This is a genomic window from Shewanella sp. Isolate13, from assembly GCF_022398325.1.
Classification (GTDB): domain Bacteria; phylum Pseudomonadota; class Gammaproteobacteria; order Enterobacterales; family Shewanellaceae; genus Shewanella.
Map to the genome: position 1 here is coordinate 124,965 of NZ_JAKEVD010000010.1, position 18,523 is coordinate 143,487.

Annotated in this window: 16 protein-coding genes and 6 tRNA genes; 6 read left to right on the forward strand and 16 right to left on the reverse strand. The window is 44.9% G+C overall.

Annotated elements, in window-relative coordinates; genetic code table 11:
- Positions 1 to 211: 211 nt before the first annotated feature.
- The 8 genes from L1D44_RS09145 to mutY all read right to left on the reverse strand — a co-directional run bounded on the left by L1D44_RS09145 (position 212) and on the right by mutY (position 3,971).
- Positions 212 to 287, reverse strand: a tRNA-Thr gene (locus L1D44_RS09145).
- Positions 288 to 514: 227 nt separating this feature from the next.
- Positions 515 to 590: transfer RNA gene (locus tag L1D44_RS09150), tRNA-Phe, on the reverse strand.
- Positions 591 to 1,067: 477 nt separating this feature from the next.
- Positions 1,068 to 1,143: transfer RNA gene (locus L1D44_RS09155), tRNA-Thr, on the reverse strand.
- Positions 1,144 to 1,370: 227 nt separating this feature from the next.
- Positions 1,371 to 1,446: transfer RNA gene (locus tag L1D44_RS09160), tRNA-Phe, on the reverse strand.
- Between the two features lie 536 nt (positions 1,447 to 1,982).
- Positions 1,983 to 2,058, reverse strand: a tRNA-Thr gene (locus tag L1D44_RS09165).
- Positions 2,059 to 2,108: 50 nt separating this feature from the next.
- Positions 2,109 to 2,184, reverse strand: a tRNA-Phe gene (locus tag L1D44_RS09170).
- Positions 2,185 to 2,625: 441 nt separating this feature from the next.
- Entirely contained in the window at positions 2,626 to 2,904 is a 279-nt protein-coding gene (locus L1D44_RS09175; protein WP_220770589.1) for an oxidative damage protection protein, read from the reverse strand.
- Between the two features lie 2 nt (positions 2,905 to 2,906).
- The gene (mutY, locus tag L1D44_RS09180) at positions 2,907 to 3,971 is read right to left on the reverse strand and encodes an A/G-specific adenine glycosylase (RefSeq protein ID WP_239890000.1); all 1,065 of its coding nucleotides are present in this window, start codon (positions 3,969 to 3,971) and stop codon (positions 2,907 to 2,909) included.
- Positions 3,972 to 4,262: 291 nt separating this feature from the next.
- On the opposite strand from mutY, the gene trmB reads away from it, so the two are divergent.
- The 6 genes from trmB (at position 4,263) to L1D44_RS09210 (ending at position 11,243) form a co-directional block, all read left to right on the forward strand.
- Positions 4,263 to 4,976, forward strand: coding sequence for a tRNA (guanosine(46)-N7)-methyltransferase TrmB (gene trmB / locus L1D44_RS09185; protein WP_239890009.1), 714 nt, complete (start codon positions 4,263 to 4,265; stop codon positions 4,974 to 4,976).
- A gap of 52 nt (positions 4,977 to 5,028) precedes the next feature.
- The gene (locus tag L1D44_RS09190; RefSeq protein ID WP_239890011.1) at positions 5,029 to 5,355 is read left to right on the forward strand and encodes a YggL family protein; all 327 of its coding nucleotides are present in this window, start codon (positions 5,029 to 5,031) and stop codon (positions 5,353 to 5,355) included.
- On the forward strand, positions 5,355 to 6,269 hold the full coding sequence (glsB, locus tag L1D44_RS09195) for a glutaminase B (RefSeq protein ID WP_239890013.1): 915 nt from the start codon (positions 5,355 to 5,357) through the stop codon (positions 6,267 to 6,269). The genes L1D44_RS09190 and glsB overlap by 1 nt, the downstream gene beginning before the upstream one ends.
- Positions 6,270 to 6,482: 213 nt before the next feature.
- Positions 6,483 to 7,298, forward strand: a complete 816-nt coding sequence (locus L1D44_RS09200; RefSeq protein WP_239890015.1) for a YggN family protein — start codon at positions 6,483 to 6,485, stop codon at positions 7,296 to 7,298.
- A gap of 316 nt (positions 7,299 to 7,614) precedes the next feature.
- Positions 7,615 to 8,556 carry a LysR family transcriptional regulator gene (locus L1D44_RS09205; RefSeq protein WP_202722488.1) on the forward strand — a complete coding sequence of 314 codons (942 nt, stop codon included), beginning with the start codon at positions 7,615 to 7,617 and terminating at the stop codon, positions 8,554 to 8,556.
- A gap of 665 nt (positions 8,557 to 9,221) precedes the next feature.
- Positions 9,222 to 11,243 (forward strand): hypothetical protein, encoded by a 2,022-nt coding sequence (locus tag L1D44_RS09210; RefSeq protein ID WP_239890017.1) that lies wholly within the window; start codon positions 9,222 to 9,224, stop codon positions 11,241 to 11,243.
- 97 nt (positions 11,244 to 11,340) lie between these two features.
- Here the strand turns inward: L1D44_RS09210 and L1D44_RS09215 are convergent, their stop codons facing one another.
- From L1D44_RS09215 to L1D44_RS09250, 8 genes are all read right to left on the reverse strand, one after another.
- The gene (locus tag L1D44_RS09215) at positions 11,341 to 12,459 is read right to left on the reverse strand and encodes a TDT family transporter (RefSeq protein WP_239890019.1); all 1,119 of its coding nucleotides are present in this window, start codon (positions 12,457 to 12,459) and stop codon (positions 11,341 to 11,343) included.
- Between the two features lie 481 nt (positions 12,460 to 12,940).
- The gene (locus L1D44_RS09220) at positions 12,941 to 14,809 is read right to left on the reverse strand and encodes a DUF885 domain-containing protein (RefSeq protein ID WP_239890021.1); all 1,869 of its coding nucleotides are present in this window, start codon (positions 14,807 to 14,809) and stop codon (positions 12,941 to 12,943) included.
- Between the two features lie 152 nt (positions 14,810 to 14,961).
- Positions 14,962 to 16,101 carry a radical SAM family heme chaperone HemW gene (hemW, locus tag L1D44_RS09225; RefSeq protein ID WP_239890028.1) on the reverse strand — a complete coding sequence of 380 codons (1,140 nt, stop codon included), beginning with the start codon at positions 16,099 to 16,101 and terminating at the stop codon, positions 14,962 to 14,964.
- A complete protein-coding gene (rdgB, locus tag L1D44_RS09230) occupies positions 16,101 to 16,700 on the reverse strand; it encodes an RdgB/HAM1 family non-canonical purine NTP pyrophosphatase (protein ID WP_220770579.1) in 600 nt (199 codons plus the stop codon). The genes hemW and rdgB overlap by 1 nt, the downstream gene beginning before the upstream one ends.
- A gap of 124 nt (positions 16,701 to 16,824) precedes the next feature.
- Complete coding sequence (locus L1D44_RS09235) at positions 16,825 to 17,259, reverse strand: DUF4426 domain-containing protein (RefSeq protein WP_239890037.1); 435 nt, start codon at positions 17,257 to 17,259, stop codon at positions 16,825 to 16,827.
- Between the two features lie 90 nt (positions 17,260 to 17,349).
- Positions 17,350 to 17,547, reverse strand: a complete 198-nt coding sequence (locus L1D44_RS09240; protein WP_239890039.1) for a hypothetical protein — start codon at positions 17,545 to 17,547, stop codon at positions 17,350 to 17,352.
- A 111-nt stretch (positions 17,548 to 17,658) separates the two neighbouring features.
- Complete coding sequence (yggU, locus tag L1D44_RS09245) at positions 17,659 to 17,946, reverse strand: DUF167 family protein YggU (RefSeq protein WP_220770577.1); 288 nt, start codon at positions 17,944 to 17,946, stop codon at positions 17,659 to 17,661.
- The gene (locus tag L1D44_RS09250; protein ID WP_239890041.1) at positions 17,946 to 18,494 is read right to left on the reverse strand and encodes a YggT family protein; all 549 of its coding nucleotides are present in this window, start codon (positions 18,492 to 18,494) and stop codon (positions 17,946 to 17,948) included. Before L1D44_RS09250 ends, yggU begins: the two co-directional genes overlap by 1 nt.
- Positions 18,495 to 18,523: the final 29 nt, after the last annotated feature.

Genomic DNA, 18,523 nt, shown 5'->3' on the forward strand with positions numbered 1-18,523 from the left:
CGAAAGCCAAAGTACTGTCGGTCGGCATTTATGCCGTTTTAGTTCGATGGAGATTAGGGCGAAGTAAATAGCAGGTATAAAAATCTACTTGTCATAGATCGGGCTTTCTTGTTGAGGTTGTTAGCTTAACTTAGTTTGGAGCAGAGTAGTTTGAAGCTGATTGAACGACAGATACAAAAAAGCCACTCAGTGAGTGGCTTTTTTGTTTTTATGGTGCCGGCACCAAGAGTCGAACTCGGGACCTACTGATTACAAGTCAGTTGCTCTACCAACTGAGCTATGCCGGCTTATTTGCTTAACAAGTTACTAAGTAAGATAGTTAACTCATTAATAAATGTTGGTGCCCGAACCCGGAATCGAACCAGGGACACGAGGATTTTCAATCCTCTGCTCTACCGACTGAGNTCGAACTCGGGACCTACTGATTACAAGTCAGTTGCTCTACCAACTGAGCTATGCCGGCTTATTTGCTTAACAAGTTACTAAGTAAGATAGTTAACTCATTAATAAATGTTGGTGCCCGAACCCGGAATCGAACCAGGGACACGAGGATTTTCAATCCTCTGCTCTACCGACTGAGCTATTCGGGCAACTAAGCGCTACTAATGTATGCGTTAGATTTGCTACTTCAAACTGAGCCTTTAAAGCCCGTCTCGTTTGGAGTGCGCGTATAATATAGGGATGTTTTAGAAGGTGCAAGTGCTTTTTTTGTTGTGTGGGTTATTAGTAAGCTAATTCCTTGCCTAGCTCCTGTTGAGTGGTTAAAAAAGCGCTAACTATAGGGCTGTTAACTTCGGAGGCAGCACTATTTGTCACTATTATCTGGTTGTTCGCTGCCAGCCCGCGATCTTCTTCAGTGGTATGATCTCAATTCTGAACAGTAGTCTGAAGCCCTAAACTTAAAGGGCAAGCTGAATATAAAATAACACTTGCTTAAGGGAAGGGGGTTCTTATTGAGCGGTTAGCCTAACTTAGTTTGGGGCAGAGTCGTTCGGAGCAGAATAGTTTGATGCTGATTGAACGACAGATACAAAAAAGCCACTCAGTGAGTGGCTTTTTTGTTTTTATGGTGCCGGCACCAAGAGTCGAACTCGGGACCTACTGATTACAAGTCAGTTGCTCTACCAACTGAGCTATGCCGGCTTATTTGCTTAACAAGTTACTAAGTAAGATAGTTAACTCATTAATAAATGTTGGTGCCCGAACCCGGAATCGAACCAGGGACACGAGGATTTTCAATCCTCTGCTCTACCGACTGAGNTCGAACTCGGGACCTACTGATTACAAGTCAGTTGCTCTACCAACTGAGCTATGCCGGCTTATTTGCTTAACAAGTTACTAAGTAAGATAGTTAACTCATTAATAAATGTTGGTGCCCGAACCCGGAATCGAACCAGGGACACGAGGATTTTCAATCCTCTGCTCTACCGACTGAGCTATTCGGGCAACTAAGCGCTACTAATGTATGCGTTAGATTTGCTACTTCAAACTGAGCCTTTAAAGCCCGTCTGTTTGGAGTGCGCGTATAGTATAGCGATGTATTCGAGGGGGCAAGTGCTTTCCTGTCTGACTGCGCAACAAATAGTCTTTATGTGGGATTATTCCGCATTTCTGGTTTTGGTTGAGGTATATTTCGGCAATGCGGTTCAAATGCTAGGGTTAATTCGGTTAGATAAATATTTGAATAACTCTAGAAGGTGTTGCGCTCGGTGAGTACTAACAGAGCAAGCTCTAAAATCCAACGCCTTCTGATACAAAAAGCCAATCGTTTATAGAGGGCGCTTGCTGAACGGTTAGCCTCGCTTGTCTTGAGCTGAATTTATTACAGACATAAAAAAATCTACTTGTTTATGGCAAGGACTTTTTTGTTGAGCAGTTAGTCTAACTTAGTTTGGAGCAGGATAGCTTGGAGCAGAGTAGTTTGATACTGACAAAACGACAGATACAAAAAAGCCACTCAGTGAGTGGCTTTTTTGTTTTTATGGTGCCGGCACCAAGAGTCGAACTCGGGACCTACTGATTACAAGTCAGTTGCTCTACCAACTGAGCTATGCCGGCTTATTTGCTTAACAAGTTACTAAGTAAATAGTTAACTCATTAATAAATGTTGGTGCCCGAACCCGGAATCGAACCAGGGACACGAGGATTTTCAATCCTCTGCTCTACCGACTGAGCTATTCGGGCAACTAAGCGCTACTAATGTATGCGTTAGATTTGCTACTTCAAACTGAGCCTTTAAAGCCCGTCTCGTTTGGAGTGCGCGTATCTTATAGCGGCAAAAAAAATCCTGCAAGGGCTTTTTTAATTAATGCCTACTGTTCGCCTAGTTTGTGTGCAGGGGCTTGAGTTTCGAACAATCATTGTCGCATTAATGATTAAAATACTAGCTAAAACTCAATTAAAAGCCGCCGTTATCGGCAGGTTGTTGGTCGATGAACGGCTAACATTTTTAATTTATGGATGAGGGGAGGTGAGAGTGTTATCTCAATTCATCGATATTATGAGCTTGTGTAGAGTTGATGGGAGTCTTACTTTTGAACGGCTTAGTACAAACTAAACAAAAAAGCGCCACCTAAATTAATTTTAAGCGGCGCCTTTGTCGGTTCATTTTAGACGTTTCGAGTCTTACTCGTCATCTTTTTGAGGCACATAACCCTCAATTTCAACTTCTTTACCTTCAAATAGAAAGTTTACCATCTGCTCTTCAAGAAACTTACGGTCATCGACATTCATCATGTTAAGTTTCTTTTCGTTGATCAACATGGTCTGCTTTGACTGCCAAAGTGCCCAGGCTTCTTTACTAATATTATCGAAAATACGCTTTCCTAATTCGCCAGGGTAGAGCTGAAAACCTAGGCCTTCTGCTTCTTTGTTTAAATACACGCAGTTTACTGTGCGAGCCATGATTACTCCTTATTTAATACAGAACCTAAGTCGGCCAAAATTCGCTCGGTAGCCGAGGCTAAACCAACTTTAGGTGGATGAGTTAAGTTATACCAGACAGTGGATGTTTGTTCCATGATCTGATTATCGCTATCTCCACTTGCACGCACCAGTACAGGTTGGACATCGAGGTGAAAGTGGCTAAAGGTATGTCTAAAACCAGTGAGCTCCTGCTCAGACACCACCTTCAGTTGTTTATCTTTAATATAGCTATCTAATTCATGGCGCTGATTGAACTGGGGAAAACACCAGAGTCCTCCCCAAATACCTGCCGGGGGGCGCTTTTCTAGTTGTACTCGATGGTTTTCTTCAATGACTAACAGCCAAGCCGATTTTTCAGGGATGGTTTTCTTTGGTTTTTTTCCCGGAAACTCACTCTGACGCCCGCTTAACTGCGCTTTGCAGTCGATAGCGACTGGGCATTGAGCACAGTTAGGTTTAGATCTGGTACATACAGTGGCGCCAATATCCATCATAGCTTGATTATATTTCTGGATATCTTTAGCCGGTGTTAGCTTTTCCGTTAATTGCCAGAGCGCCTGCTCGACAGGCTTTTTGCCCGGCCAGCCTTCAATTGCGCCATGTCGCGCTAAAACACGTTTTACGTTTCCATCGAGAATAGGAAAGTTAAGTCCAAGGGATAAAGACAACACTGCCCCTGCTGTTGAGCGCCCGATCCCTGGTAATGCTAATACGTCATCGAAGTCGGTCGGAAACTCCCCACTAAACTGTGATTGCATTGTTTGGGCGGCTTTATGTAGGTTTCGTGCACGAGCGTAATAACCAAGGCCTGTCCAGTAATGTAGCACTTCGTCTTGCTCGGCGTTCGCTAAAGCATCGATATCTGGGAATCGCGCGATAAATTTTTCGAAATAGGGGATAACGGTAGCAACTTGGGTCTGCTGTAGCATGATCTCTGAAATCCATACTTTATATGGGGTTTTAGCGATTTGCCAAGGGAGCTGTTTACGACCGAACGTGTCGTACCAATTAATAATTCGTGTTGAAAAGGAAGCGGTAGTTTTCATCGGCGCAGTGTAACTTTAGCCTTGGCGATTAACAAGGCAACACTTGCGCTTTATGCCCTAATAGGTCTCTACACGATCAGCTCTGCAGCTTATATAGAGGATAAGTGTGATATTTGAGCTGAAAACCCAGTTATTTGCGGGCAAAGTACAGCTGCAGCTCGCACAAACTGAGATTATTGGTATAATTTCGCCACAATAAGGCTTGCACTGAAGGTCTAACTTTGGATAATGCCTTTCTTTTTTTAAATAATAGCTGTCTTATGCGAGAGCAGGCTTAAAGCGAGGGCGAAAATGAGCGACGTAACAACCGCTGAATTCAATGAAGAAGGTAAATACCTTCGCAAAGTAAGAAGCTTTGTATTGAGAGAGGGGCGCCTAACTAAAGGTCAAGCTCAAGCGATGGAGCAGCAATGGCCAATTATGGGCCTAGATTATACTCCAGAACCAATCGATCTAGTCGAAGTCTTTGGTCGTGAAGCGGATACGGTTTTAGAGATCGGCTTTGGCATGGGCGCATCACTCGTTGAGATGGCGAAGGCAGCACCAGAATTAAACTTTATTGGCATCGAAGTTCATAAACCAGGTGTTGGCGCTTGCTTGGCAGATGCCGCCGAAGCGGGTGTGACTAACCTACGCGTTTATCATCATGATGCGATTGAAGTACTAGAAAACAGCATCGCAGAAGGCAGCTTGGCACGTGTGCAGTTGTTCTTCCCAGATCCTTGGCATAAAAAGCGTCACCATAAGCGTCGTATCGTTCAGGCACCTTTTGCTGAATTGATCCGCAGTAAGCTTAAAGTGGGCGGTGTGTTCCATCTGGCAACAGACTGGGAAAACTACAGTGAGCATATGCTAGAAGTGATGAATGCAGCGCCTGGTTATAAAAACCAGTCAGCAACTGGCGATGTGGTAGAGCGTCCAGAACATAGACCTTTGACTAAATTTGAAGCTCGCGGCCATCGTTTAGGTCACGGTGTTTGGGATCTTATGTTTGAGCGTATATAAACGCTAAATATATTCTTGTTTACTTTAAATATTGTTTTTTAGGAGAACAACCATGGCAGCAAACCGTAGTCGTCGCTTACGTAAAAAATTACGCGTAGATGAGTTCCAAGAGTTTGGGTTTGACGTTAACTGGACCTTTAATGACTCTGTAACTGAAGAGCAAATTGATGCAATCGTTGATCAGTTTATCGACGAAGTGATTGAGCCTAACGATCTTGGTTACCACGGCGGTGGACACAAAGAATGGGAAGGCATTATCGCGACTCAAGCTATCGGCAAATGCACCGAAGAAAACCGAGCTGCAGTTAAGGCATTCTTCGCTAACCAACCAGTATCAGATCTCGAAATCGGCGAGCTTTACGATATTTGGTGGGGCTAATGCCTGAATTGGCATTACTTGAAGAGATTGTCGACAAAGTTCGGCCTCTTCTTGGACAGGGCAAGGTCGCTGATTATATTCCAGCCCTTGCTCAAGTTGATGCTAACAAGTTAGGTATTGCAGTGACAACCTCCGATGGTGTCACAATAGGGGCTGGAGATTATCTCGAGCCCTTTTCAATTCAGAGTATCTCTAAGGTGTTCAGCCTTACCTTAGCGCTTATGCTGTATGAAGAGGATGAAATTTGGTCGAGAGTTGGCAAGGAGCCTTCTGGCCACTCTTTCAACTCGTTAGTACAGGTAGAATTGGAAAAAGGCGTTCCTAGAAATCCTTTCATCAACGCTGGTGCGTTAGTCATTGCCGATCTTCTGCAGAGTCGCCTTGGCGCACCTAAGCATCGTATGCTTGAAATTGTTCGTGGGCTCAGCGAAAACCATCGAATTGGGTACGACAAAGTGGTTGCCGCATCTGAGTATCAGCATAGTGCGAGAAATGCCGCTATTGCTTACTTGATGAAATCCTTTGGCAACTTCAATAATGATGTCGATACCGTTTTGCACAGTTACTTTCATTATTGCTCACTGCGTATGAGTTGTGCAGACCTGTCGCGCACCATGTTTTATCTGGCTAATGCGGGAAAAAGTCTTTCTGGTAAACAGCTTATTAGCCCAGTACAGACTCGGCAACTTAATGCGCTGCTTGCGACATCTGGACTCTATGATGGAGCAGGAGAGTTTGCCTATCGTGTCGGCATGCCAGGTAAGAGTGGTGTTGGCGGCGGTATTATCGCTGTGATCCCTGGTGATATGTCAGTGTGTGTTTGGTCTCCTGAGCTCGATACTAATGGTAACTCCTTAGCTGGCACTGCGGTATTAGAAGCCTTGAGTCAGACGCTAGGTCGTTCCATTTTTTAATCTTCCTACATCAACAGCCTATATATGCTGCTTGTGAAATTTGGCCAATTGTTAGTTTAATTGGCCAAATTATTTATTAATGCGGCTAGCCACTATTCTGTGGAAATCTAATAAACCTGAATAAAAACAATGGCTTTTATTGTTTGGCACAGTCTGTGCTTTATCTAATCAAGATTAAAGTCATACAGACAATAGCGATAAAGGATTGATGCGATGAAAAAATTACTTACCTCAGTTGGGATCTCCGCGGTATTGCTTTCGGCAACTAGCCTACAAACCGTTGCCGCTCATAGCGACCATGACGTTCATAATGAGTGTGAAGTCGCACTGAATTATGACGTCACCGTAGAACCGAAGAAGCTTATCGTAAGTGAGGTTGGTGACGAGAAGTATCGCATCGAGATGGACAAGCTGTTTGTTAATGGCAAGCAAATTTCACTCAATAGTGAGCAGCAGGCTTTAGTTAGTCAGTACTCACAAGAGGTTTCAGCACAGGTCCCTGAAGTCATTGCCCTCGTTAATGACGCCGTTGAGATGGCGTCAACGGCGGTGAGTCTCGCTCTGACTCCATTATTAGGCGATAGCGCTGGCGCCAAGATAGACGAAATGATGGCAGGCCTTGAGGAACGTATCGAAAGCGTTGCCTACCAACATGGTGATAAGTTTTACCTTGGTTCAACAGAGTCTTCTCTAGAAGATGCTTTTGGTGAAGAGTTTGAGCAAGAGATGGAAGAACTTGTGCAAAACTCCCTTGGTAGCATGATGATGAATTTAGGTGCGCAGATGATGTCAGGTGATGGCGACAGCTTCGAGCAGAAGATGGATTCGTTTTCACAGAAGATGGACTCTATCGGTGAAGAGATTGAGCTGCAGATGGAACAGCAAGCCGATGACATAGAGGCTCGTGGTGAAAAGTTATGTGAAAGATTTAAAACCTTAGTCGTGCTTGAGCAGCAGCTAAGAGACGAGATCCCTGAGTTAGCGAGCTATCCCCTGGTCGAAACAGCAAATACCACTCTGCTGGAGTAAATCGATTTAACCTGTTGCTTTTAGTTGATTTGCAACGCCCCCTGCATCCCACCTTTGTGCAGGGGCTTTTCCGTTTCTAGGCCACAATAGCGGGTAAACCAATCTTTTGCTTTGATTAGTCCAAACGACTTATTTGATGAGTTATGAGGATTTTTTGGTATACTTCTAAAAATAAAAGCAAAAACCATATATTGGTAAATAATTAAAACTCTACTCTAGCGTACATATATTCACTTAAGATATTGTTTTTATTGAAAACAGCATGTCTTAGCGATGGAAGTACTATTACTGTCGTAAACACCTTAAGGCGATTTACATGTTAGAACTTTTAGAACCGATCGCAATTTTTACCCATGTGGCTCGAGCGGGGAGTTTTAGCTCTGCGGCGAGAAAGTTAGGCATATCTAAGTCAAAGGTCAGCACCCAAGTTGCCGAGTTGGAGCATAAACTTGGTGTACAGCTTATTCAACGTACCACAAGAAGTCTGAGCCTAACCGAAGCCGGCCAGTTGCTATACGCCCAAGGTGAAGAGCTATTAAGAGATGCCGATCAGGCCGTCGCCAGCGTTCATAATCTTAATGATGCTACCCGAGGCGTATTGAAAGTGGGGATTTCGCAGTCGTTCGGCACCATGCATATTATTCCTGCTCTGCCTGAGTTCATGGCAAAGCATCCAGAGCTTGAGCTACAAGTTAGCCTATTAGATCACAAAGTTGATGTTGTCAGCGAAGGTTTAGATCTGTTGCTTACCATGTCTGAGCAATTACCCTTAGGTATGGTGGCAAGACCCTTGATGAAGTGTCAGTTCTTGTTGGCTGCCTCACCATCTTATGTTGAGAAGCATGGAGTACCTAGTCGCCCTGAACAACTGGTGGATCATAACTGCTTGGTATATCAAGGCGAGTGGCATGAGCACAGTGTTTGGCAGTTTAAACAAGGTGACGATTACTGTGAAATCGGTGTAACCGGTAATTTCAGAGTCGATAATGCCCCTGCACTTAAGTCTGCAGCGGTAAGCGGGCTGGGCGTGGTTTATCTTGCCAGTTACTTGCTTGAAGATGAGCTTGAGAAAGGCACGCTAGTTCCCATTCTTGAAGATTGGCAACTAACCCATCACTTGCCTTTGCAGGCTGTTTACCCAAGGCGTAAACACTTAGCACCCAAGGTGAGTGCCTTTATCGACTTTATAAAGGATCATATCGGCACCCCACCATATTGGGATGAGCCGCTAAAAGAGTTGTATGCAAAACGTAAGTAAAATGGGGAAACATTGTTCTAAATGCTGAACAGTGTGAACCTGTTCTAATATAGCAAGCTCTTATATCTCTTTAATTCAGTCGCTTACGTTAGTCTTTTGGTTGTTTAGCTAAGTCGAATTTAGGCTTGGCTAAACTGCTTTTTATCATTTCTGTTGCAGTTTGTTCTCATTTCAATACAATTGTGGGCAATTGATTCAAAAGTTCTGAGTCCTATAATGTAATCGAGAATGACCCCTCTCAATTGCGTTATACAGAGCAGCTAAAAAGCAGTTTTGTATCAATGCTGGCAGGCTTTAATAACTAAAACAATGTCAGCCTTAAAACCATCATCCTAGTTTTGGTTTACCTCGATTTTTATCGGGGTATTTTTCTTTTTGGCGATTGCCAAAGCCCCAGTTTTAGCCTTTTTCATTCGTTTGTTTTGTTTATGACACGGCTTAAAGCCCCTCATTCTTCAAACTAGTTATCATCACACTCGTTATACGGGCCAGCGGTTGAGACACGTTATGGCACTTTGCTCCCTTTTCTTGTTAAGTGTCGGGCAAGGTCTGTATTCAGGAGTAAAACACTTGAAAGTCGAGTCGTAATCATCTTAAGCTGCGGATAAAATTGAATTATTTTCTCTATTAGCCTTAGTCGAGCAATTTATTAAACATGTATGGCAATGAATAAATTTATTAAATCACTCTTTTCTCGCTCCACGGACTCTGAGTCGGCATCTGAAGTTACCTCACCATTAGCTATTCAGACGGAATACACTTTTCAGCACCATCGCCTGTTTTATGGTGGATTTATCCAGTTACAAATAGTGAAACGAAGTGGCTTCAATGTTGAGTTACTGGACCAGGTTGAATTGCTTGATAGTGGTAACTGCGAGCTGCTTTTGGCTGAGTGGCTAGATAATGGGCGTTTTATCGCTGTGGACTCTACGGGGCGACTTTATAGCTCTGGTTTCAGCTCTGCTTCTAACTCTGTTAGCTGTGAATTGAGTCGTTGTGAAGGGAGTGGCTCGGTCAATAAGCCGAGCCTGTCGCCGATGACGTCCTTGGATCTTTATCCAACTAAGGATGCATGCTTTTACAATGGCAAGCTTTGGCTGGTCGGCGCTAAACGAGGCGGGCGACGCTGCGCCGAGTCCATGTACTGTATCGACATAGCTCATGCGCTTAAGCGAGCGATACGCTCTGGTTCATTTGAATTGATCTCAACGGATATCTGTTGCTTGGAAATGCCATTTAGGTTTGTTAATGGCTCTATGGTCTGCGTGGCCGACAATGAGTTTGTGTTTTACCAGCGTGAAAAGCATCGAGTGCATCAGCTTGTGAGTTTTAATCCACTGACTTCTGAAACTAAAGTCCATCCGCTTGAGGGGAAATCTACACCAACGGAGATCTCCGTTCGTAATAGCTTTTTTATGGATAACAAGCGCGGTATTGCGCTGCTCGCCAATACCGAGTCGCTTGTTTTGGCTCAGCCTTCAGATGATGCCTCTAAATTATCTGTGCAGGCTCCGAGCTTTGACTTTGTATTGCAGTTAATCGACTTTCAGCAAAAGAAAACACTGTGGAGCCGCAGTGTTAGAGTACTTAGCCCATCGCAAATTTGCGCCGATTATGAGGCTGAGGATTTAGTTGAATCATTAATGGTGATTGCTGCTGGCGATAACAGCTCGAGCCATCATGATGAGCTGCAAACCTTCATTGAGTGTCTAACATCGGCAAGCGTTAGCAGCGATGGCAAGAGTATCTGGCTCGGTTGGCAAGATGGGACGGTGCAGCAACTTTCGCTGACAGGCGATGCTATATCGCCCTTATATAAATTGATGAAAGATAGTATCAATGGCAAGCGGCGTTCAGTACAAGTCTTTGCTCATGAACCCGTTGTGATTAAAGGTCAACTGGATAAGCAATTGATAGTGGCTGTTGGTGAGGATGAAGATGCGTGTATTTGGCAGGTAGAGTTGCTAGATAAACAGGGATCTTCATCTATAAAGCAGGCTGAGAGTCATCTCTGTACAGTTAGTGAATATCGGAGCCAAGGAGAAAGTCAGAAGCAAAACCCAGTTAGCACAGTTATTCCAGTCGTCTGTCAGTCAGCGGAGTTCAACTTGATTATGCCAACAAGGCTAATGGAATTACCGAGCTTGAATGGCCAAATCGATATTTGCCTGCAAGATGTCAATGATACTGCAGCAAAGATTAGTTCGCTTGAAAAGCTTAATGCTCTTATGCCTAAACTTGAAGCCCATTACCTTCAAACTGGCCAAACTTCGCTATTTTTTGGTTTTGTGACCCAGTTAATCGACAGCAGTTCAGTGCAAAGCGAGTACGACCTGTTCGCCTCGGCAGCTTATGATGAAAAAGGCGCTGCGCTATTAGCAGATGTGATTAAGCAGTTTGCTAGCTGGCCTGGTGCAGCTCAGCTTAAGGGACACAAAGGAGCACCAGTAATGGCCGATGCGGTGCTCGCTTTGGCAGATAAGCGCCAGTATTTAGCTATTCTCGCTGAATATTTTTGTGCCATTGGCGGTCAAGAGCCAATCCATCCATTCCATGTAAATAGAACCATGCTAGTGCTCCGTGAGCAACATGCTGATACACCGGAGTTAGCCGCTTTTATGGCTAAGGTACCTTGGCCATGGAACGATGCAAGTTTTAGCGTGGCCAATGTCGGTAATTATGACTAAATACTTGTAGGGGCTGAACTAAGGAGTTGATACTTATGACCTTGGTTCAGCCTTGATATGGTCTAGGTAAAATAGACTCGTAACCTTTGCATGACTTTTAAAGCTGTCCTTTCTTAGAAACGACATGGGCTGATGTGGTAGGGTTTTTCATAATATGGCCACCCTTAAAGCCTTTTATCGTGCCGATCGCTGCAATAATCCAGGCGCAAATTAAACCTGTAAATAACATTACTGCCGCCCACTCAAAGGCCGGTAGCCCAGTATGTAATGCCAATTGCGTCGTTCCGGTAACGCATGTTCCAACAGGGAAAGTAAATGCCCACCAAGTTAGTGCAAAAGGCATTTTCCTGCGCAGCGCTCGTAATGTGAGTAAGCTTGCTAATATTGACCAGAAAAAAGCAAAGCCCCAGATAGGTACGCCATAGAGAATCGCCATGGTATTCATTGCTGTCGATATAGGTTCATCAACGACCAGCAGTGCTGCGCTACCTAAGGCTCCAGCGGCGGTAATAGACTGACCAAGTGGGCCTAATACTATCCATAGAGTCGGGACCCGTGCACCTCCCGATGTTCCTGAGTGTGCTAGTCGGCTCCAGATCATGGTAATAATAATCAGTGCGCTGAGTAAACTAACGCCAAACATGGCATAACAGGCGTAAAGAAGAGTCTGTTGCAGGGCGATACTTTCCAGGTGGGGAATGAGCATGGCGCCTATAGCCGCTGAGACCATAGGGGGGACAACGGGCATAAGCCAGCCACCAAAAGCGGCATCTTCACGAACCTGATGATGGGTAAAGAGTCGATATGGGATCACTATTGCGGTAATCAGTCCTAAGAGTGTGCCCGCTATCCATAGCACCCAAGCTAGGCTGAGCGCTGTCTCATTAGTCATCACTTGTGAACCGTACAAGATCGCGCCCCCAGCCACCGTAAGCATGGCCATTGGCGGTGCGCCAAAAAATTGAGACATCACGGGATCGTTAAATTGGCGCTTTATAATATGCGGTCTGACTACTGTCTGAATTGTTTTAATCACTAGCATAAGGGTTAACATCAAGGATGCGATTAGCCAGATAATGAGTCCTGCACCTGTTAAGTATTTACCAAACATGGGTAGACCAATGGCGGCGTTAGCTATGATGCCAGTGCCCATAACGGAAGCGAACCAGTTTGGACCTATCTCTGTACTTAATTCGGGGGAAGTCGTTTTAGGCATGCGTTTTCCTTACCACTTAATATTTCAACTAGTATTATAACCTTAGCCATTAAAACTAAGTTGTTTATGATGATAATACTAATCATACTAAATATGTGATTAGTATGAGCACAATTGAGGGGGTAATGCTGCTAAAGAGCTTGAAGACTATCGATAAACATAGCTTGCCAATAAATAAGGGCACAAAAATCTGGTGCACCATCATACTGAGGCCAAATTCGAGTCTAGCGGTATCGGTTAAAGCGTGTTCAATCATGATTACATACCTATCCATATAGTTGGCTGGAGCATATCAGGATTGGTTTTCCTAAAAGTTGAATCTGTTTTTCCTGAAACGATAGCGAGTGGATAGGTGCAGGAGACAGAGCTTGATTCGCTTACTCTAGGAGCGCATTGTGGCTGCGCTTAGTCATGGGAAAAAAATCGGCCACATTAGCAGTGACCGATTTATTGGTTTCATTGAGGTTAGACTCGGGCTGGCTTAGCTACTTTGCTCAATCCAAAGATCGATTTCGCTTTCTAGTACGTCTAACGGTACAGGGCCATTCTTTAACACTATGGTATGGAAGTCACGAATATCGAACTTATCGCCCAAGGCTTGTTGAGCCTTATCTCTAAGGGCCAGTAACTTTATCATCCCTACCTTATAGGCGGTGGCTTGTGATGGCATCACGATATGACGCTCTACCATTTTCACTGCATCCGACTTGGCATTTGGGGTATTCGACACATAGTATTCGATAGACTCTTCACGGGTCCACTTCTTAGCATGAATGCCCGTATCGACCACTAATCGACATGCACGCCAAAGCTCCATGGCTAGTCGGCCAAAGTCTGAGTAGGGATCGGAATACATGCCCATCTCTTTCGGGAAGTATTCGCTGTATAGGCCCCAGCCCTCAATATAGGCGGTATAGCCACCAAACTTACGAAACTTAGGTACGCTCTCCAGTTCTTGAGCGATAGCTATCTGCATATGGTGCCCCGGCGTACCTTCATGGTAGGCCAGTGCTTCCATCTGATATTTAGGCATCGCCTTCATGTCATAAAGATTGGCGTAGTAAGTACCAGGGCGGCTTCCATCGGGTGACGGATTATTATAAAACGCCTTACCGGCGGATTTTTCTCTAAAGGCCTCTACCTGCTTAACGATCATTGGTGCCTTTGGCTTTATCTTAAACACCTCATCGAGCCTGCTACTCATGGTGTCAATAAGCGCGGTGGCCTCAGCGAGGTAAGCTTGACGGCCTTTATCATCGTTGGCGTAGTAGAACTGATCGTCTTCACGCATAAACTTAAAGAATTGCTGCAGCGTTCCCTCAAAGTTAACTTTCTTCATGATGTCACGCATTTCGCTATGAATACGTGCCACCTCAGACAGACCCAGCTGATGAATATCATCGGCCGTCATATCGGTTGTGGTTGTGCGTGCCAGTGCGTTGTTGTAGTACGTGTCGCCTTGGGGGAACTTCCACGCGCCATCACGGGTATCGGCCTTGGTTTCAAGCTGAGTCATGTAGGCAATTAGCTTGTCGTAGGCCGGCTTTACATCGTTAACTAGCGCAGTTTTAGCGTCACGTAATAGGCTTTCTTTGTCACTATCGCTGATCTCAAGGCTTGATACTTTACGCTTAAAGTCGGCCCAGAGAGCACTGTCTCGTGGCTTATCGCCACTATCAGACTTAGCAGTGAAAGGCACACCGGTAATGATATTTCGGCTGTCGGTGATCACGTATGGGAAGACAAACTTAGGCGCGATAATGCCCTTATTCTCACGTACTTCTAGGGCGTCCTGCAGCTGAGATAAACGCTTAGGTACGCCTTGCAAGCGGCTGATGTAGGCTTTGGCATCATCGATGCTGCCAATCTGGTGCTGATTAATCAGGAACGAGGCGATCTGCGAGTGGCCGCCATACATCTGGTTGACGGGGTAGCTATGGTGACGCCATTTATCATCTTTAATACCTTGCTCAAGCCTTTGAGTGAGTAGCTGGTAGCTGAGTAAGGTTTGGCCTGTGAGTTTGCTGGCATCGATTTGTTTTAGCTGAGCGAGATGCTGCTTGGTGCGTGCAAGGGCGGCATCGTCTGCATCATCTCCCATCTCGTCCCACTTGTCATAATCGGTTTTAATCCCGAGATGAGTTTGAGAGATGGGACTGGCCATCACATTTTCCATGAAAATGCTTTCGAACAGGGCGTTGGCTTTTTCCGATTCACTCTCAGCCTTGTGGGCGACGGGCTCACTTGGGCTTAGAAAAGGGGTTGAGGTGGGGGCGGCAATAGTAGGGTTAACACTTAGCCCAATGGATAGCGAAAGGGCGATAAGGCTCATTTTTGTTTTTATGGGCATTTTTAGGCTTCCTTAGAATTATGTTGGTTATCCTAAAGAAGCCGTCGCTCAATTTTTAGTTTTAAATGTTAGAAAATATTTCTGAATGGCCAATAATTAAAGTTTTAACTAATTTATTCAAAACCTTATCGATTTCGGCTAGCTGCTTATGTTCATTGTAGAAACTGTGACAGCAACTCATTGACGAACATATGGCCTTTGCTAGTGAGCTGCCAGTGCTCATCAGATTCGGTCATCAAGCCTATAGCGCAGGCTTGTTGGATGCCATCGCTAATCGTATCTCTTGGCAAACCTGTACGCTGCTCGAACTCAAGCTTAGGGATAGGGCTCATCAAGCGTAAGCGGTTCATCAGATACTCTAACGCTCTGTCTTCCTCTGCCACTTCTGAGGTTTCGTAGCTGTAGTTATCAGCCGTTAAATAGCCTTTCGGATGCTTTATCTTTACCGTGCGGACAATCTTGTTGTCGCTTAGCATGGTGATTTTTCCGTGGGCGCCACAGCCAATGCCGAGGTAGTCGCCAAACTGCCAGTAGTTAAGATTGTGTCTGCACTGGTAGCCTTCCTTAGCATACGCCGAGATCTCATACTGCTGATAGCCCAGCTCGGCTAAACGCTTTTGTCCCTGCTCATAGATCTGCCACAAGTTCTCATCATCGGGTAGCTGTGGCGGTTTAGAGTGGTACAAGGTATTAGGCTCAATCGTTAGCTGGTACCAAGACAGATGTGGCGGCGCCAGCTCGGCAGCGGTTTCAATATCGGCAAGGGCTTCATCAAAGCTCTGGTTTGGAAGGCCATGCATCAAGTCTAAGTTAAAGCTTTGATAGCCTGAAGCTTTAGCTTTCTTAGCGGCGATTTTCGCTTCATCTTCATTATGAATGCGCCCTAACAGGTTGAGCTTATCGGTTGAGAAGCTCTGCACTCCGATTGAAAGGCGAGTGACTCCAGCCTTGCAATAGGCCTCAAAATCGTCATGTTCTAGGGTGCCAGGGTTGGCTTCCATGGTGACTTCGATATTGTCATTAAAGGGGATGAGTTTATCCACCTCTGTCAACAAACGGCCAATCTGCTTAGCATCAAACAGAGAAGGGGTGCCGCCACCGATAAAAATCGTGTGTAAACGTCTGCCTTGCACATAAACAAGATCTTGTTTGAGATCTTTAATCAGCGCATCGACATATTCAGTTTGGGGCAGTTCACCATGTTGTCCATGGGAATTGAAGTCACAATAGGGGCACTTTTGTACGCACCAAGGAATATGAATATAGAGACTTAACGGTGGCAGAGTTAGCATCAGTTAAAGATACCTTGTTGCTTCATGGCTTCGATGAGCAATACTAGTGCCTTACCACGATGGCTTAACTTATTCTTCTCGTCGCTGCTTAGCTCGGCAGCTGCGCATTCATGTTCTGCAGGGATAAAGATAGGGTCGTAGCCATGGCCGTTTTCACCCTGTGGAGCAAAACCTATGCTGCCTTCCCATGATGCTTGGCAGATGATTGGTGTTGGATCTTTAGCATGACGCATATAAACCAGTACACACTGAAAACGTGCATTACGCTCGGTTTGGCCTTCGAGTGCAGTTAAAAGCTTAGTGTAGTTTTGCTCATCTTTAGCGCCTTCGCCGGCATAGCGCGCCGAGTAAATACCTGGAGCGCCTTGCAGAAAGTCCACTTCTAGACCCGAATCATCGGCGATAGCAGCATGGCCAGTAATTTCGGCGGCATGTCTTGCCTTGATGATGGCATTTTCAACAAAGGTGGTACCCGTCTCAGCCACTTCTGATACGTTGAATTGGCTTTGAGCTAAGATCTCGACGCCGTAATCGGCCATCAATTCTGAAAATTCTTTGAGTTTACCTTTATTGCCGCTAGCTAGGACGATTTGATTCATGGGACGCCTGTGGATGAGTCAGAAAATAATGGCGGCAATAATAGCCGAGATAAGCGGATTTCGGTAGTCAAAGCGCATAAAAAAAAGGGGCTCGAGGCCCCTAATGTTTACTTTGCACTAGCATCTATTCGACGTAGAACTTCTGTTTAAAATTAAGTGTCGTGTTGAGCTTTTTGCCGTATTTGACTGCGATTTTAAAGTTAATCTCTTGATCGTCACGGTAGGGGACTTCGGCGATGTAATAGATGGAATCCCCTTCACGGATTTCTCTAAATTGAAGATCGATTCTGGCATCGAGTAAGTTATTAGCGACACCAGAAATCTCGACCGGAACCGCAGGGTTACCCTTAACACTGGTGTCGAGTACCGTAATATTAATAATACCAGTGTAGCTACTGCGTTGGATCCCGTAAGTCTTGGCAATACTCGGAGTTAGAAAGGTACTGCTAAGAGCGACATAGTGGATATCGTAGTTACCCACTTTTTCTTTTTGTTCGGCAAATGCGTTGCTGCTTAGGCAAAAACAGAGCATTAGCATAGTGGTTAAAGCACGGACCATATTCGTTTTCCTTAGGTAGATATCTTGTTAACAGTATAGAACTTAGTTGGCATCAATGCCTTATACCAATCAATATAAAGATTTGATCGCTCAGCGAGAGTTTAGCGGTAATGAGGCAAGGTCATTAAATGCTCCTGCTTGAATGACATTCACCACATCCATGTGGTTTGCAACGAGTGAAGAGCATAGCTGTTCTACGGTTAAGCTCGTTAACACTGCATCAGAAGCTATAAAACTCGCCATTCTGGAGCGTTTTTGGCTGCCTACTTCTGCGTTAAACAGCTTCATAAGGGAATAACCATTCTTTCAGCTGTTCGCCTTGAATTAGTTTGCCAAAAAACGCTCTGAGTAGATCAACTTCTTATACTGATTGGTATTATTGCAATGATAAGTATAAGGTTACAAAAGGTTTTGTACTTCCTCAGGGATCAGTTTTGGCGCAGTGATCCTCACCTGCTTGTGACGTCCCATTTGGCCTTTAACAATTTCAATATCGCCTTTCGGTACTTTAAAGGCTTTAGAGAGATACTTGGTGAGGTGAGCATTAGCTTTGCCATCGACAGGTGGAGCGGTGATAGCAATTTTTATCTCTTCACCGTGTAGGCCAATGATTTGGTCGCGGCTAGCTTTGGGTTGGATATAGAGTTGTAGCAGCAGGTTGCCCTGCTGCATTAGTGCCGGAGTCACTATACGTTAGCCCAGAATGGAACGTATTGTGCGAGCAAGATATTAAGGAAATTAAGCGCAATCATCATCACTAGTAGTGATAAATCTAGCCCACCCATTGGCGGTAAAATACGGCGAATAGGGGCAAGTAGTGGCTCAGTTAGCTGACCCATTACCATTTCGATAGGGTTATTACCTTGGCTGACCCAGCTCAAAATTGCGCGTAGGATTAGCATCCAGAACAATAATACACCCGCTTCTTTAATCACAGACACTAAAGAGACAAGCAGTAAGGTCGGTACGCTGATTGCCGCTCCTGCCATCAAGCTCAAGGTGACAAACTTAAGCATTACAACGGCTATCGCCAATACGAAAGAGGCGGTATCGAAGCTACCAAATGATGGCAGTACGCGGCGCATTGGGCCAACGATAGGGTGGGTAGCCTTTACGATAAACTGACTGAAAGGGTTATAGAAATCGGCTCTTGCTAGCTGTAGCCAAATACGTAATACCACGACCATCAGGTATAGATCGAATACTGTGCTTATCAGAAAACTAAATGCATTCATCTGTTTACTCTACTTGTTCAAGTTAAATT